This is a genomic window from Parvibaculum sp. (assembly GCF_035511255.1).
Lineage (GTDB): Bacteria > Pseudomonadota > Alphaproteobacteria > Parvibaculales > Parvibaculaceae > Parvibaculum.
Window position 1 is genome coordinate 1 of the sequence record NZ_DATKFR010000042.1, and the last position, 16,915, is coordinate 16,915.

General features: G+C 62.2%; 13 protein-coding genes, 1 tRNA gene and 1 pseudogene. All 15 read right to left on the reverse strand.

Annotated elements, in window-relative coordinates; genetic code table 11:
- A partial coding sequence (locus tag VMR03_RS01315; protein WP_325401527.1) for a GTP-binding protein occupies positions 1-140 on the reverse strand: 140 nt, incomplete at its 3' end.
- A 42-nt stretch (positions 141-182) separates the two neighbouring features.
- Positions 183-2,258 (reverse strand): elongation factor G, encoded by a 2,076-nt coding sequence (fusA, locus tag VMR03_RS01320; RefSeq protein WP_325401502.1) that lies wholly within the window; start codon positions 2,256-2,258, stop codon positions 183-185.
- 24 nt (positions 2,259-2,282) lie between these two features.
- Positions 2,283-2,753, reverse strand: a complete 471-nt coding sequence (gene rpsG / locus VMR03_RS01325; RefSeq protein ID WP_325401504.1) for a 30S ribosomal protein S7 — start codon at positions 2,751-2,753, stop codon at positions 2,283-2,285.
- An 11-nt stretch (positions 2,754-2,764) separates the two neighbouring features.
- Positions 2,765-3,136 (reverse strand): 30S ribosomal protein S12, encoded by a 372-nt coding sequence (gene rpsL / locus VMR03_RS01330; RefSeq protein WP_325401506.1) that lies wholly within the window; start codon positions 3,134-3,136, stop codon positions 2,765-2,767.
- 475 nt (positions 3,137-3,611) lie between these two features.
- Positions 3,612-4,571 (reverse strand): DUF4344 domain-containing metallopeptidase, encoded by a 960-nt coding sequence (locus VMR03_RS01335; RefSeq protein WP_325401508.1) that lies wholly within the window; start codon positions 4,569-4,571, stop codon positions 3,612-3,614.
- Positions 4,572-4,665: 94 nt separating this feature from the next.
- The gene (gene rpoC, locus VMR03_RS01340; RefSeq protein WP_325401510.1) at positions 4,666-8,874 is read right to left on the reverse strand and encodes a DNA-directed RNA polymerase subunit beta'; all 4,209 of its coding nucleotides are present in this window, start codon (positions 8,872-8,874) and stop codon (positions 4,666-4,668) included.
- 160 nt (positions 8,875-9,034) lie between these two features.
- Positions 9,035-13,123: a DNA-directed RNA polymerase subunit beta gene (gene rpoB / locus VMR03_RS01345; RefSeq protein ID WP_325401512.1), complete on the reverse strand. Its 4,089-nt coding sequence runs from the start codon at positions 13,121-13,123 to the stop codon at positions 9,035-9,037.
- Between the two features lie 165 nt (positions 13,124-13,288).
- A complete protein-coding gene (gene rplL / locus VMR03_RS01350) occupies positions 13,289-13,663 on the reverse strand; it encodes a 50S ribosomal protein L7/L12 (protein WP_325401514.1) in 375 nt (124 codons plus the stop codon).
- Between the two features lie 61 nt (positions 13,664-13,724).
- Complete coding sequence (rplJ, locus tag VMR03_RS01355) at positions 13,725-14,246, reverse strand: 50S ribosomal protein L10 (RefSeq protein WP_325401516.1); 522 nt, start codon at positions 14,244-14,246, stop codon at positions 13,725-13,727.
- A gap of 394 nt (positions 14,247-14,640) precedes the next feature.
- The gene (gene rplA, locus VMR03_RS01360) at positions 14,641-15,342 is read right to left on the reverse strand and encodes a 50S ribosomal protein L1 (protein WP_325401518.1); all 702 of its coding nucleotides are present in this window, start codon (positions 15,340-15,342) and stop codon (positions 14,641-14,643) included.
- Positions 15,343-15,347: 5 nt separating this feature from the next.
- Positions 15,348-15,779 (reverse strand): 50S ribosomal protein L11, encoded by a 432-nt coding sequence (gene rplK, locus VMR03_RS01365; protein WP_325401521.1) that lies wholly within the window; start codon positions 15,777-15,779, stop codon positions 15,348-15,350.
- A 96-nt stretch (positions 15,780-15,875) separates the two neighbouring features.
- Positions 15,876-16,406: a transcription termination/antitermination protein NusG gene (nusG, locus tag VMR03_RS01370; RefSeq protein ID WP_325401523.1), complete on the reverse strand. Its 531-nt coding sequence runs from the start codon at positions 16,404-16,406 to the stop codon at positions 15,876-15,878.
- A gap of 32 nt (positions 16,407-16,438) precedes the next feature.
- On the reverse strand, positions 16,439-16,636 hold the full coding sequence (gene secE / locus VMR03_RS01375; protein WP_325401525.1) for a preprotein translocase subunit SecE: 198 nt from the start codon (positions 16,634-16,636) through the stop codon (positions 16,439-16,441).
- A 40-nt stretch (positions 16,637-16,676) separates the two neighbouring features.
- A tRNA-Trp gene (locus tag VMR03_RS01380) sits at positions 16,677-16,752 on the reverse strand.
- Between the two features lie 23 nt (positions 16,753-16,775).
- Positions 16,776-16,915 (reverse strand): annotated as a pseudogene (gene tuf, locus VMR03_RS01385) (elongation factor Tu); the annotation flags it as partial.

A 16,915-nucleotide genomic window follows, 5' to 3' on the forward strand; every position in this document is an offset into this window, starting at 1 on the left:
TAGGCCGAAAACGTCGCCCCGCCCGATTCCGCCAGAACCTTCGTGATCGCTGCCGTCAGCGTCGTCTTGCCGTGATCGACGTGACCAATCGTCCCGATGTTGCAGTGCGGCTTATTGCGCTCAAATTTCTCTTTGGCCATCTCGGCGCTCCAATCCTTCTGGAACTGACTTCGATTAACTGATTAGGCGAGCTTTGCCCGGACTTCGTCCGAGACCGCCTGCGGAACCTGCTCGTAGTGATCGAACTGCATGGAGTAGCTCGCACGGCCCTGGCTCATCGAGCGGAGCGTGTTCACGTATCCGAACATATTGGCGAGCGGCACCATCGCGTTGACGATCTGCGCGTTGCCACGCTGGTCCGTGCCCAGGATTTGGCCACGACGCGAGTTGATGTCGCCGATGACGCCGCCGAGGAAATCCTCAGGCGTCACGACCTCGACCTTCATGATCGGCTCGAGGAGTTTCACACCGGCCTGCTGCGCACCTTCACGGAACGCGGCCCGGGCGGCGATTTCGAAAGCGAGCGCGCTCGAGTCGACGTCGTGGTAGGCGCCGTCGATCAGCGTCGCCTTGAAGTCGATCATCGGGAAGCCGGCAAGCGGACCCGAGTCCTTCACGCTCTCGATGCCCTTCTGGACACCGGGGATATATTCCTTCGGCACCGAACCGCCGACGATCTTGCTTTCGAACACGAAGCCCGTGCCCGGCTCGGCCGGCTCGAGAACGATCTTGACGCGGGCAAACTGGCCCGAACCGCCCGACTGCTTCTTGTGCGTGTAGTCGATTTCGGCGCGCTTGGTGATCGCTTCGCGATAGGCAACCTGCGGAGCGCCGACATTGACGTCGATCTTGTAGGTGCGGCGGAGAATGTCGACCTTGATGTCGAGATGGAGTTCGCCCATCCCCTTCAGGATCGTCTGACCGCTTTCCTGATCCGTCGAGACGCGGAAGGACGGATCTTCAGCCGCGAGCTTGTGCAGCGCGACGCCCATCTTTTCCTGGTCGACCTTCGTCTTCGGCTCGACCGCGATCTCGATGACGGGTTCCGGGAACTCCATCTTTTCGAGGATCACCGGGTGAAGCGGATCGCACAGCGTGTCGCCGGTGCGCGTGTCCTTGAGGCTCGCGATCGCGACGATGTCGCCGGCGAAAGCTTCCTTGATGTCTTCGCGGTTGTTGGCATGCATCAGAAGCATGCGGCCGACGCGCTCTTTCTTCTCGCGCGGCGAATTCAGCAGCGTCATGCCGGCTTCGACCTTGCCCGAATAGATGCGGCAGAAGGTCAGCGAACCGACGAACGGATCGTCCATGATCTTGAACGCGAGCAGCGCGAGCGGCTCGTCATCCGACGACTTGCGGGTGGTTTCTTCACCCGTCTTGACGTCGATGCCCTTGATCGCCGGCACTTCGAGCGGCGACGGCAGGTAGGCGACGACAGCATCGAGAAGAGGCTGCACGCCCTTGTTCTTGAAGGCAGTGCCGCAGAACACCGGATAGAAGGCGGCGTTGAGGACGGCCTTGCGGATCAGGCGCTGGAGCGTGTCGTTGTCCGGCTCGGTGCCGTCCAGATAGGCTTCCATCGCCGCATCGTCCATCTCGACTGCGGCTTCAATCAGCGCGCTGCGGGCGGCGACGGCCTTGTCTTTCAGGTCGGCGGGAATTTCGACCGTCTCGAACGAGGTGTCCTTGTCGTCGGCGCCCCAGACATAGGCGACCATGTTGACGAGGTCGACGACACCACGGAAATCACCTTCGGCGCCGATCGGCAGCTGCACGGGCACCGGCTTCGCGCCGAGGCGCTGCACAATGTCGTTCAGGCAGCGGTCGAAGTCCGCGCCGATCTTGTCCATCTTGTTACAGAAGACGATGCGCGGCACATGATACTTGTCGCCCTGGCGCCACACCGTTTCCGTCTGGGGCTCGACGCCCTGGCTCGAGTCCAGCACGCAGACGGCGCCATCGAGCACGCGGAGCGAACGCTCGACTTCGATCGTGAAGTCGACGTGGCCGGGGGTGTCGATGATGTTGAGACGGTGACCCTTCCAGTAGCAGGTCGTCGCGGCGGAGGTGATCGTGATGCCACGCTCCTGCTCCTGCTCCATGAAGTCCATGGTGGCAGCGCCGTCATGGACTTCGCCGATCTTATGGCTCACGCCCGTATAGTAGAGGATGCGCTCGGTCGTCGTCGTCTTACCGGCATCAATGTGCGCCATGATACCGATATTGCGATAATCTTCGAGCTTGGTCTGACGGGGCATGACAATGGCCTCAGAAGGACTTGGTTACCAGCGGTAGTGCGAGAAGGCGCGGTTGGCTTCCGCCATCCGGTGCGTGTCTTCACGCTTCTTGACCGCGTTGCCGCGGTTGTTGGCTGCGTCGAGCAGTTCGCCCGACAAACGGCCGATCATGGTCGTCTCATTGCGCGCGCGGGCCGCCGAGATGATCCAGCGGATGGCGAGCGCACGGCGGCGGTCCGGACGAACTTCGACGGGGACCTGGTAGGTCGCGCCGCCGACGCGACGCGAACGCACTTCGATCGAAGGCATCACGTTGTCGAGGGCTTCGTGGAAGGTACGAAGCGCATCGACCTTCGCCTTCTTTTCCATCTGGTCGAACGCGCCGTAGATGATGCTTTCCGCGGCGGACTTCTTGCCGTGATACATCAGGCTGTTCATGAACTTGGCGAGAATGACGTCGCCGAACTTGGCGTCCGGAATGACTTCTCGTTTTTCTGCGCGGTGGCGACGCGACATGTTCTAGTTCCTCACTTCGGACGCTTCGCGCCGTACTTCGAACGACGCTGGCGGCGGTCTTTCACGCCCTGCGTATCGAGCACGCCGCGGATGATGTGATAGCGAACGCCGGGAAGATCCTTCACGCGGCCGCCGCGGATCAGAACAACGGAGTGTTCCTGAAGGTTGTGGCCTTCACCGGGGATGTAGCTCGTGACTTCGAAGCCATTCGTCAGGCGCACACGGGCGACCTTACGAAGAGCGGAGTTCGGCTTCTTCGGCGTCGTCGTGTAGACGCGCGTGCAAACGCCGCGCTTCTGCGGACATGCCTGCATCGCCGGGACCTTGTTCCGCTTCACGATGGGCGTGCGCGGATTGCGGATTAGCTGATTGATCGTGGGCATATTTAAGTGGCCTGCTCGATCTCGTTGTTCAAAACAAAAACCTCGCACACCCTTTCATTTGAAAGGCTGAGCGCAGTTATGGGCACCGATCCCTTCACGGGGTTAGTGCCCAAATGCAGAGGACTCAAGCTATGCGCTCGAGTCGTGCGCCATTCCTCGTCTTCGGTTTACTGGCCCCAGTGTCTAGGTCCGGCCGGATCGGCTCGGTTGCCCCTACTACCTGCGGCGAAAGTGGGCGGAAGCTACTCGGCACCCCGGGGGTCGTCAAGTCCGATCCTTAAGAAAATCAACGAAAACGGGCATCTAGCCCTGCTTTTCCCGATCGGGGCTCTCATGTCGCACTTATATGAGGCCAAACGGGCCCAAGGAAGAGGTTTTTCGACCTTGGCAGGGCGGCGAATCGAAGGCCCGAGGCGGGAATCGGCTTCGATCTTCCCGGCGGACCGAATCTCCGCTTCATCTGCATTATGGGTGATTATCTGGCTCGAATCGGCGCGGGCGCAGGCGCCGGACCAGATGCTCCCGTCGCCAGTTCGGAGTTGCACCCAAGGCGGTCCCCCATGACACGCCGGATCGCCAGGTTGCCGCAGAGTCTGGTCGAATCCTGACCAGCCTGATAGTCGGCCATCTGACCGAACTGGGTGATGAGGCCGGCGCAGATGAAGATGCCGCGCACTCTTTCGTTGAAATAGGCTTCGGTGCTCGCGCCGCAGCTCACGAAGTTGATGCTGATCGGATGCGGCCAGGCGATGAGCTCATCGAGGCGCCGGGCGATGCGCTCGGCGATGCCCGCGGAACGCAGCAGCGCATAAGCCTTCCTGACGTCCTCCGTCTCCGGTTCGTCATAGGTGACGGTGATCATCGGCATTCTGGTTTGCTCGCCCCTGTCGGGCGTCGCCGGCGTCTTGCGATGGCGATCGTAAAGCCAGAAGGTCGCCGCCCTGGCGCGGGCGAATTCGCGATCGCAGAACCAGCCCCGCTCGACCGGCAGCAAGTCCGAGGGGTGATCGAGCAGCAGTCCGAGCATCTCCTCGTTCGCGCCGAAGGCCAGGCAATTGATGTTGTAGAAGCGCTGGATCGAAAGCGGATGTTCGTCCCAATAGGAGCGCGCGGCATCGCGCGCATCGAGCAGCTTCCATTCGTCGTACCACTCGGCCGACACCATGAGGAGGCGGTCCATGTGCTTCGGATCGACATCGACGCCGTAATTCAGAATCATCAAGATGGTCGCGAAGGTGTCGGCGGATTCCTCTTCATGGCCGAAGAGCGGCACGTCGAATTCCTGGAAGGCGACATGGCCCATCTCGTGCAGAACCGTGAACTCGGTATTGGCGAGAATATATTCGCGCCGGAGATCCAGCCGCTCGGCCTGGGGTATCTGCCCCGCCGCAACAGCCGACGCCATCATGCAAAGCGCAAACGACGCGCCGAGCATTCCCCGCCAAAGCTCCCTCATGCTCCCTCCCTAAAGAAACAGGCCGTCATGTTTCCATGACGGCCTGTGACTTCAAAGCTGTTTGGCAGCGCCCTTATCCGGCGTGGGTGCCGGCCGTGGTCGTAACGTCGACCACCACAGGCTCGCTCGCCTGCGGGAGCTGACCGCCCTGCTCGGCGGCGATCTTCTCGTCGCGCTTCTGCGCTTCCGCACGGAGGCGCTGGAGCATGCCGCCGGTGCCTGCCGGGATGAGCCGGCCGACTATGACGTTCTCCTTGAGGCCGATGAGCTGGTCCACCTTGCCGTTGACCGCGGCTTCGGTGAGAACGCGCGTCGTCTCCTGGAAGGAGGCGGCCGAGATGAAGGACCGCGTCTGGAGCGAAGCCTTGGTAATGCCGAGGAGCACCGGGCTCGCCGCCATCTCGCGCTTGCCCTGCGCCTTCAGCTTCGCGTTGATCTCCTCGAACTCCGTCCGGTCGAGCTGTTCGCCCGGCAGGTTGGTGGAGTCGCCCGAGTCCGTGATCTCCACCTTCTGCAGCATGTTGCGCACGATCACTTCGATGTGCTTGTCGTTGATCGACACGCCCTGCAGGCGGTAGACGTCCTGGATCTCATTGACGAGATAGGCCGCGAGCTGCTCGACGCCCGAAATCGCAAGAATGTCGTGCGGCGCGGGGTGACCGTCGAGGAGAAACTCGCCCTTCTCGATGATGTCGCCTTCCTGCACGCCGATATGCTTGCCCTTCGGGATCAGATATTCGATCGGCTCGAGGCTCTCATCGAGCGGATGCACGATAATGCGGCGCTTGTTCTTGTAGTCCTTGCCGAATTCGACCTTGCCGGTCGCCTCCGCGATGATCGCGTGATCCTTCGGACGGCGCGCCTCGAAGAGTTCGGCGACACGCGGCAGACCGCCGGTGATGTCGCGCGTCTTCGCACCTTCCGTCGGAATACGCGCCAGTACGTCGCCGGCATGGACTTCCGCGCTGTTCTCGACCGACAGAATGGCGTCGACCGACAGCAGGTAGCGGGCATCGTTGCCGCTCGCGAGTTTCAGGATCTTGCCGTTCTTGTCCTTCACGACGACGGCGGGCCGAAGCTCGCTGCCGCGCGGAGAAGCACGCCAGTCAACGACGACGCGGCTGGAAATGCCGGTCGCCTCGTCCGCCACTTCGCGGATCGACACGCCTTCGACCAGATCCTCGAACTCGACGTGACCGTTGACTTCGGTGAGGATCGGCATGGTGTACGGATCCCACTCGGAGATACGCTGGCCACGCTCGATCTTCGCGCCGTCATCCACCTTGAGGCGCGAACCGTAGGTGAGCTTGTGGCTCGCCCTCTCGCGTCCCTGCTCGTCGAGAACCTGGACCTGCACGTTGCGGCCCATGACCACGAGCTGGCCTTCGGAGTCCTTGACGACGTTGCGGTTGACGATCTTGACGATGCCGGTGTGGTTCGACTCGACGAAAGAGGAGTCGACCACCTGCGCCGTTCCGCCGATGTGGAACGTGCGCATGGTGAGCTGCGTGCCCGGCTCGCCGATGGACTGCGCGGCGATGACGCCGACAGCCTCGCCGAGATTGACCGGCGTACCGCGCGCGAGATCGCGGCCGTAGCAGGCGCCGCAGACGCCCGTTTCGGATTCGCAAGTCAGCACGGAGCGGATGCGGATCGCCTGAAGGTTCGCCGCCTCGATCTGATCGACATGGCTTTCTTCGATGAGCGTGTTCTTCGCAATGAGAACTTCGCCCGTCACCGGGTTGAGCACGTCTTCCGCGGTCGTGCGTCCAAGGACGCGCGTACCGAGAGAGACAATGATTTCGCCCGAGTCGATCACCGCCTGGACCGTGATGCCGCCTTCCGAACCGCAATCGAACTCGGAGATGATCGAGTCCTGCGCGACGTCGACGAGACGACGCGTGAGGTAACCCGAGTTCGCCGTCTTCAGCGCGGTATCGGCAAGACCCTTACGGGCACCGTGGGTCGAGTTGAAGTACTCGAGAACGGTGAGGCCTTCCTTGAAGTTCGAGATGATCGGCGTCTCGATGATTTCACCCGACGGCTTGGCCATGAGGCCGCGCATGCCGGCGAGCTGCTTCATCTGGGCGGGCGAACCACGAGCGCCCGAGTGAGCCATCATGTAAATTGAATTGATGGGCTTCTCGCGCTTGGTCTCCTGATCGACCTGAACGGCCGAGATCTTCTGCATCATCACGTCGGCGACGCGATCGGTGCACTTCGCCCAGGCGTCGACGACCTTGTTGTACTTCTCGCCCTGGGTGATCAGGCCGTCGATGTACTGCTGTTCGTATTCGGTCGCGAGCGAACGGGTCTCGCCGACGAGCTTCTCCTTCTCCTCGGGGATGACCATGTCGTCCTTGCCGAAGGAAATGCCCGCCTTGAAGGCCTGCGTGAAGCCGAGCGCCATGATCTGGTCGCAGAAGATGACCGTCTCTTTCTGGCCGCAGTGGCGATAGACCACGTCGATCATCTTCGAGATGTCACGCTTCGTCAGCAGACGGTTGACGAGGTCGAAGGGCACGTTGGGATGGCGCGGCAGAAGTTCGCCCACCATCATGCGGCCCGGCGTCGTGTCGACGACGAGCGTGATCGGCTTGCCTTCGGCATCGACCGTCTTGTAACGCGCCTTCACCTTGGCGTGCAGCGTCACGGCCTTGGCCGCAAGCGCATGCTCGATTTCCTGAAGGCTCGAGAAGATCATGCCCTCGCCCGGCTCGTTCTGCTTGGCGATCGAGACGTAATAGAGACCGAGAACGATGTCCTGCGACGGCACGATGATCGGCGAGCCGTTGGCCGGATGCAGGATGTTGTTCGTCGACATCATCAGGACGCGCGCTTCGAGCTGCGCTTCGAGCGACAGCGGAACGTGCACGGCCATCTGGTCGCCGTCGAAGTCGGCGTTGAAGGCGGCGCAGACCAGCGGGTGAAGCTGGATCGCCTTGCCTTCGATCAGCGTGGGTTCGAAGGCCTGAATGCCGAGACGGTGAAGCGTCGGCGCGCGGTTGAGCAGCACCGGATGCTCGCGAATGACCTGTTCGAGAATGTCCCAGACTTCGGGACGCTCCTTCTCGACGAGCTTCTTCGCCTGCTTGACCGTTGCGCTGAGCCCCTTGGCTTCAAGACGCGAATAGATGAACGGCTTGAAGAGTTCGAGCGCCATCTTCTTCGGCAGGCCGCACTGGTGGAGCTTCAGCTCCGGACCGACGACGATGACCGAACGGCCCGAATAGTCGACGCGCTTGCCGAGCAGGTTCTGACGGAAGCGGCCCTGCTTGCCCTTCAGCATGTCGGCGAGCGACTTCAGCGGGCGCTTGTTGGCGCCCGTGATGACGCGGCCGCGACGGCCGTTGTCGAACAATGCATCGTCGGCTTCCTGCAGCATGCGCTTTTCGTTGCGGATGATGATGTCCGGCGCACGGAGCTCCATCAGGCGCTTCAAGCGGTTGTTGCGGTTGATGACGCGGCGATAGAGGTCGTTGAGATCGGACGTCGCGAAGCGGCCGCCGTCGAGCGGGACGAGCGGACGCAGTTCCGGCGGGATCACCGGCACGACGGTCAGGATCATCCATTCCGGCTTGTTGCCGGATTCGATGAAAGCCTCGATCAGCTTCAGACGCTTGGCGAGCTTCTTCGGCTTCAGTTCCGTCGTCGCCTCGGCGATTTCGACGCGAAGGTCCGCGGCGATCTTCTCGAGATCGAGCGCCGTCAGGATTTCGCGGATGGCTTCGGCGCCGATGGCGGCCGTGAAGCTGTCCTCGCCATACTGCTCTTGCGCGTCGAGATACTCCTCTTCCGCAAGGAGCTGACGCTCCTTCAGCGGCGTGAGGCCCGGCTCGAGCACGATGTAGTTCTCGAAATAGAGAACGCGCTCGAGATCCTTCAGCGTCATGTCGAGCAGAAGACCGATGCGGGACGGCAACGACTTCAGGAACCAGATGTGGGCGACGGGCGCCGCGAGTTCGATGTGGCCCATGCGCTCGCGCCGGACCTTCGACAGCGTCACTTCAACGCCGCACTTTTCGCAGATGATGCCCTTGTACTTCATGCGCTTGTACTTGCCGCACAAGCATTCGTAGTCCTTGATCGGCCCGAAGATACGCGCGCAGAAAAGGCCGTCGCGTTCCGGCTTGAACGTACGGTAGTTGATCGTCTCGGGCTTCTTGATCTCGCCGTAGGACCACGACAGGATCCGCTCCGGGCTCGCGATCGAAATCTTGATCTGATCGAAGGTCTGCGCGGGGACCGTCGGGTTGAAAATGTTCATGACCTCTTGGTTCATGCACGTCTCCTAGGGCCTCCAGGAAAACGGGGATCGCATCTTTCGTGTCCGGTGGGGCCGGCCGGACACGTACCCCGTATGTCTATGTCGTCGCTCCCTCACCTCTTGGGCGGGAGCTGCGGCGCGCTCCGAAATCGAAGCGCGCCGCTCGCTTTGTCGTTTAGCTCGCCTGCGGAACCAGCAGCTCGACGTTGAGGCCGAGCGAGCGCATTTCCTTCACGAGCACGTTGAAGCTTTCGGGGATGCCCGCCTCGAAGGTGTCGTCGCCGCGGACGATCGCCTCGTAGACCTTGGTGCGGCCGGCCACGTCGTCCGACTTCACCGTGAGCATTTCCTGGAGCGTGTAGGCGGCGCCGTAAGCTTCGAGCGCCCACACTTCCATTTCGCCGAAACGCTGACCGCCGAACTGGGCCTTACCGCCCAGGGGCTGCTGCGTGACAAGAGAGTACGGCCCGATGGAGCGCGCATGAATCTTGTCGTCGACGAGATGGTGCAGCTTCAGCATGTAGATGTAGCCGACCGTGACCTTGCGATCGAACTGCTCGCCGGTCCGTCCGTCGTGAAGGACGACCTGACCCGAGCGGTCCACGCCGGCAAGTTCCAGCATCTCGACGATGTCCGGCTCGTGGGCGCCGTCGAAGACGGGCGTCGCGATCGGAACACCGGCTTCGAGATTGCCGGCCATCTCGACGAGCTGATCGTCGTCGAGCGACGCGACCGTCTCATCCTTGCCATAGATCGTCTTCGCCAGATCCTTCAGATCCTTGATCTTCTGCTCGCGACGATAGACGTCGAGAGCGGCAGAGATCTTCTTGCCCAGGCTTGCGCAAGCCCAGCCAAGATGGGTCTCGAGAATCTGACCGACATTCATGCGGCTCGGCACGCCGAGCGGATTGAGCACGATGTCGACCGGCTGACCGTCTTCGAGGTAGGGCATGTCTTCCATCGGCACGATGCGGCTGATGACACCCTTGTTGCCGTGACGTCCGGCCATTTTGTCGCCCGGCTGCAGCTTGCGCTTCACCGCGACGAACACCTTGACCATCTTCATCACGCCCGGCGGCAGTTCGTCGCCACGCTGCAGCTTGTCGACCTTGTCGGCAAAGCGCGCTTCGAGACGCTCCTTGCCTTCGTCGAACTGCTTGCGCAGCGCTTCGATGTCGGCTTGCGTCTTTTCGTTGCCGACGGCGATCTGCCACCACTGGCCCTTGGTCAAGTCGTCGAGCACGCCCTGCGAAACCTTCGATCCCGCTTCGACGCCCTTCGGGCCCGACACAACCTGCTTGCCGTTCAGAAGCTCGGCGAGGCGGCCATAGACGTTGCGCTCGAGGATCGCGAGTTCGTCGTCGCGGTCTTTCGCGAGACGCTCGATTTCCTCGCGCTCGATCGCCATCGCGCGCTCGTCCTTGTCGATGCCGTGGCGGTTGAACACGCGCACCTCGACGACCGTGCCGGCGACGCCGGGCGGCAGACGAAGCGACGTGTCACGCACGTCGGAGGCCTTTTCGCCGAAGATGGCGCGCAGAAGCTTTTCTTCCGGCGTCATCGGGCTTTCGCCCTTCGGCGTGATCTTGCCGACGAGAATGTCGCCGGGGTTCACTTCCGCACCGATATAGACGATGCCGGCTTCGTCGAGGTTCTTCAGAGCCTCTTCGCCGACATTCGGAATATCGCGCGTGATTTCCTCAGGCCCGAGCTTCGTGTCGCGCGCCATCACTTCGAACTCTTCGATGTGGATGGAGGTGAACACGTCGTCGCGCACGATGCGCTCCGAGATCAGGATCGAGTCTTCGAAGTTGTAGCCGTTCCAGGGCATGAACGCGACGAGCACGTTCCGGCCGAGCGCGAGATCGCCGAGTTCGGTCGAGGGACCGTCCGCGATGATATCGCCCTTCTTGACCTGATCGCCCACACGCACCAGCGGACGCTGGTTGATGCAGGTGTTCTGGTTGGAGCGCTGGAACTTGCGCAGGTTGTAGATGTCGACGCCGGACTTCGCACCGTCGAGTTCTTCGGTCGCGCGCACGACGATACGTGTCGCATCGACCTGGTCGATGATGCCCGTGCGGCGCGCGGCAATCGCCGCGCCCGAGTCATGCGCCACCACTTCTTCCATTCCGGTGCCGACGAGCGGCGCCTCGGAACGGATGAGCGGCACGGCCTGACGTTGCATGTTCGAGCCCATGAGCGCGCGGTTGGCGTCGTCGTTCTCGAGGAACGGGATCAGCGCCGCGGCCACGGAAACGATCTGCTTCGGCGACACGTCGATGAAATCGACCTGCTCCGGCGGAACCATCTCGAAGTCGCCGTCGATGCGGCAATTGACGAGCTCGCCCTCGATCTCGCCCTTCTTGCCGAGCGAGATGTTCGCCTGGGCGACGCGGTAGCGCGCTTCTTCCATGGCGGAGAGATAGACGACCTCGTCGGTCACCTTGCCGCCCTTGACGCGCCGGTACGGGCTCTCGATGAAGCCGTATTTGTTCACGCGCGCAAAAGTCGCGAGCGAGTTGATCAGACCAATGTTCGGGCCTTCCGGCGTTTCGATCGGGCAGATACGGCCGTAATGCGTCGGATGGACGTCACGCACTTCGAAGCCGGCGCGTTCGCGTGTCAGACCGCCAGGTCCAAGCGCCGAGAGACGACGCTTGTGCGTGATCTCGGAGAGCGGATTGGTCTGGTCCATGAACTGCGAGAGCTGCGAGGAGCCGAAGAACTCACGCACCGCGGCCGCCGCCGGCTTCGCGTTGATGAGGTCGTGCGGCATCACCGTGTCGATGTCGACCGAGGACATGCGCTCCTTGATCGCCCGCTCCATGCGGAGCAGACCGACGCGGTACTGGTTCTCCATCAGCTCGCCGACCGAACGCACGCGGCGATTGCCGAGATTGTCGATGTCGTCGATTTCGCCCTTGCCGTCGCGCAGACCCACCAGCGTCTTGATGACGGCGATGATGTCCTCGCGGCGCAGAACGCGCACTGTGTCCTCGGCGTCGAGGTCGAGGCGCATATTCATCTTCACGCGACCGACGGCGGAGAGATCGTAGCGCTCGCCGTCGAAGAAAAGGCTCTGGAAGAGCGCTTCGCCCGTCTCCGGGGTCGGCGGCTCGCCGGGGCGCATCACGCGGTAAATGTCGATGAGGGCCTGATCGCGGCTCGTGCACTTGTCGACCGCGAGCGTGTTGCGGATGAACGCACCCGTGTTGACATGGTCGATGTCGAGCGTCGCAATTTCGGTGTAACCCGCGTCGATGAGCGTCTCGAGAAGCTTCGGCGTCACTTCGTCGCCGGCCTCGGCGAAAATCTCGCCCGTCTCCATGTTGACGATTTCGTCGGCCAGATAACGGCCGAAGAGATCCTCGTCCTGAACGCGGAGTTCCTTGAGGCCGTCTTCCGCGAGCTTGCGCGCGAGGCGCGGCGTCATTTTCTTGCCCGCTTCGACGACGACCTTGCCGGTCTTGGCGTCGATGAGGTCGCGTTCCGGCTTCACGCCGCGGAAACGCTCCGCGTCGAAAGGCACGCGCCAGCCGTCCTTCGCCTGGGAGAAGACGACACGCTTGTAGAAGGTGTGCAGGATCTCTTCCGAGTCGAGACCGAGCGCATAGAGAAGCGTCGTCACCGGCAGCTTGCGGCGACGGTCGATGCGCACGAAGACGATGTCCTTCGCGTCGAACTCGAAGTCGAGCCACGAACCGCGATAGGGAATGACGCGCGCGGCGAAGAGAAGCTTGCCGGACGAATGTGTCTTGCCCTTGTCGTGATCGAAGAAGACGCCCGGGCTGCGGTGCATCTGCGAAACGATGACGCGCTCGGTGCCGTTGATGACGAAGGTGCCGTTCTCGGTCATGAGCGGCATGTCGCCCATGTAGACATCCTGTTCCTTGATGTCCTTGACCGACTTCGCGCCGGTGTCCTCGTCGACCTCGAAGACGATCAGGCGCAGCGTCACCTTGAGCGGCGCGGCAAAGGTCATGCCCCGCTGCTGGCATTCGTCGACGTCGTATTTCGGCTGCTCGAATTCGTAGCGCACGAACTCAAGAGTGGCCGTTTCGGAAAAATCGCTGATCGGGAAAACCGATTTGAAGACGGACTGAAGGCCCTGGTCGGGGCGGCCGCCTTTCGGTTCATCAACCTGCAGGAACTGGTCGTAGGAATATTTCTGAACTTCGATGAGGTTCGGCATTTCCGCGATCTGCGGAATGCGCCCGAAGGATTTGCGAACCCGCTTGCGACCAGTGAAGGACTGCGTCATCTGTGCTCCTCGCAACGCTCTCATAAGAACGGCGGCCGGGACTTCTTCAGGGGGACACCGAGCTGCCCGGTCAGTCTGCTCGGCCATTGTCATCCGCCTCGCCCGTTTCGGGGTGAGGCCGGGACGAAGGTCAGACCTTCGCCCCGTCTCATGCAGAAAGTCGAATTACTTGAGTTCGACCTTGGCGCCAGCCTTCTCGAGCTGGGCCTTGAGCTTGTCGGCTTCTTCCTTCGACGCGCCTTCCTTGACGGTCTTCGGAGCGCCTTCGACGAGGTCTTTCGCTTCCTTGAGGCCGAGACCGGTGATCGCACGGACTTCCTTGATCACCTCGATCTTCTTGTCGCCGGCGGCGGCAAGAACGACCGTGAACTCGGTCTGGGCTTCAGCGGCCGGAGCGGCAGCGCCGCCACCGGCGGCAGCGACGGCGACCGGAGCCGCAGCCGAAACGCCCCACTTCTCTTCGAGAAGCTTCGAAAGCTCGGCGGCTTCGAGAACCGTAAGGCTCGAAAGCTCGTCGACGATTTTTGCAAGATCAGCCATTTTTCATATCTCTCTAGGTTCGGTTGGTATCGGGTATCACGACAGCAGCCCCATTCGGGGTTCAGGCTGCTTCGCCCTTGGTGGCATAGGCATTCAGCACGCGCGCCAGCTGAGCCGCAGGCGCCTGCACCACACCCGCAATGCGGGTCGCAGGCGTCTGGATCATGCCCAGCAACTTTGCACGCAGCTCGTCGAGCGACGGCAGTTCGGCAAGCTGCTTCACTGCATTCGCGTCGAGGAACGTCTCGCCCATCGCGCCGCCGAGAATCACCAGCTTCTGGTTCGTCTTGGCGAACTCCGCCGCAACCTTGGGGGCTGCGACCGGGTCTTGCGAATAAGCGATTGCCGTCGGCCCGGCGAACAGATCAGCGATCTTTGCGTTCGCCTTGGTGCCGTCCAGAGCGAGCTTGGCGATCCGGTTCTTCGTAACCTTGAACTCGGCGCCAGCCTTGGCCATCCGTTCACGGAGATTTGTCAGCTCCGTCACGGTGAGGCCACTGTAGTGGGCGACAACGACCACATTGGCGTTCGCGAAAACGCCGTTGAGGTGCGTCAAGAGCTCAGACTTACCAGCTCTATCCACTTGCTCTCTCCGTGCGCACGAAACCCTCGTGCGCCTGGGGGCGGCTTCGCACCACGATCATCGTGGAGCTCGGTCCGCCATTGGCATTTGCCGCTCGTCTCGTACCTCGAAGGCCAGCTTCGCGGGCTCCGACGAGCAGCGCTCACTTGCCTGTCCCGGGTTCCAACCGTTCCCACTGGCCCGAAGGCCGATGAAACCGTTCAAACTCCCGTCTATTGCCGGCCGCCCTCTTTGGCGATTAAGCCTCGGCTCACGCCTCGGCACCCGCAGTCTCGGACAGGTGAACGGACGATGGCGTAGCCACTCCGACCGAAATCGAAGTGTCCACGCTTCCCGTCCGCCTTGCCGTCCCGCCTCCGAAGAGGCGAAACGGAAACTTGTCGACCGCCAGCCCTCAGGCCGCGGCGATGCTCTGCGGCTCGACCTTGACGCCAGGGCCCATGGTCGAGCTGATCGCGATCTTCTTTATATAGGTGCCCTTGGCACCCGCCGGCTTCGCCTTCTGCACGGCGTCGATGAGCGCGCGGATGTTGCCCGCGATCTGATCTTCCGTGAAGCTCGCCTTGCCGACGCCGGCCTGAACGATGCCGGCCTTCTCGACGCGGAACTCGATCGCGCCGCCCTTGGCGGCCTTGACCGCTTCGGCGACGTCCGGCGTCACCGTGCCGACCTTCGGGTTCGGCATCAGGCCGCGCGGACCCAGCACCTTACCGAGACGACCGACGAGCGGCATCATGTCCGGCGTCGCGATGCAACGGTCGAAATCGACCTTGCCCGACTGGATGATCTCGGCGAGGTCTTCCGCACCGACGATGTCGGCACCGGCCTTCTTGGCCTGCTCCGCCTTGTCGCCCTTCGCGAAGACCGCGACGCGGACCGAGCGGCCCGAGCCGTTCGGCAGAGCGACGACGCCACGGACCATCTGGTCGGCGTGACGCGGATCGACGCCGAGCGCGATCGCGACTTCGATCGTCTCGTCGAACTTCGCCGTGGCGCGTTCCTTAACGAGCTTCACCGCATCCGCGAGCGTGTACGACTTCTTGCTGTCGATACCCTCACGGGCCTTTTCAATGCGCTTTCCGTTGTTGCTGCTCATCGCCCTTACTCCACAACCTGCAGGCCCATGGAACGGGCGGATCCGGCAATAATCTTCGTCGCCTGGTCGAGGTCCTTGGCGTTGAGGTCGGCGAGCTTCGTCTCGGCGATCTCGCGGCACTGGGCGAGCGTGACCGTGCCGGCGGGCGCGCCGCGGCCCGGAGTCTTCGACGCGGATTCGATCTTCGCCGCCTTCTTCAGATAGAAGGACGCCGGCGGCGTCTTCATCTGGAAGGTGAAGGAGCGATCCGAGAACGCGGTGATGACGACCGGGATCGGCGTACCCGGCTCCATCTTCTGCGTCTGCGCGTTGAACGCCTTGCAGAATTCCATGATGTTCAGACCGCGCTGACCGAGCGCGGGTCCGATGGGCGGTGACGGGTTGGCTTGGCCAGCCTTCACCTGCAACTTGATGTAGCCTTCGATTTTCTTAGCCATTTCAGTCCCCTTCCGGACATCCCGGAGATAATGGGTTAGTGGTCAACGACACACCGGATCGAATGGGCCGGTGTGTCTCCCACAAGAAAAACAGGTCTAGAGCTTCTCGACCTGCGCGTACTCGAGTTCGACCGGCGTGGCGCGGCCGAAAATCGACACGGCGACCTTGAGCCGTGCCTTCTCTTCGTCGACTTCCTCGACGAAACCGTTGAACGACGCGAACGGACCGTCCGCGACGCGAACCTGCTCGCCGATCTCGAAGGTGATCGACGGCTTCGGACGCTCGACGCCCTCCTGCACCTGATGCAGGATGCGATCGACCTCGCCCTGGCTGATCGGCTGCGGCTTGTTGTCCGCGCCGAGAAAGCCGGTGACCTTCGGCGTGTTCTTGACCAGATGATAGGTCTGGTCGGTCAGGTCCATCTTCGCGAGCACGTAGCCCGGGAAGAACTTGCGCTCGGCGTTGATCTTGCGGCCGCGACGCACTTCGACGACTTCTTCGGTCGGCACGAGGATCTCCTCGAACTGATCCGCAAGTCCCTGCTGCTCAGCCTGCTCGCGGATCGACTCCGCGACCTTCTTCTCGAAGTTCGAGTAGGCGTGAACGATGTACCAGCGTTTGGCCATATGTCTTTCTTCCCGGGGAGCGATCCCCGACCTCAGCTTCCAATTCCCAGCACGAAAGCAACAGCCGTCTTCAGGCCCATATCGGCCAGGAAGAAGAACACCGTCGCGAAAGTCACCATGATGAACACCATGACGGTGGTGATGATGGTTTCGCGCCGGGTAGGCCACGTGACCTTCGCGGTCTCGGACCTCACCTGCTGGATGAACTCAAGCGGATTGGTTTTCGCCATGACCTCTACAAGAGTCCCTTCAGTACGTACTGGTCCGCGGTGGCAGGAGTGGAGGGGCTCGAACCCCCAACCCCCGGTTTTGGAGACCGGTGCTCTACCAGTTGAGCTACACTCCTAGTCCCGCCGAACGCGGACTAAATTACTTCAACACCTTGGATACGACGCCGGCGCCGACGGTACGGCCGCCTTCACGGATGGCGAAGCGGAGCTTCTCTTCCATCGCGATCGGCGCGATCAGCGTCACGTTCATCTTCACGTTGTCGCCCGGCATCACCATCT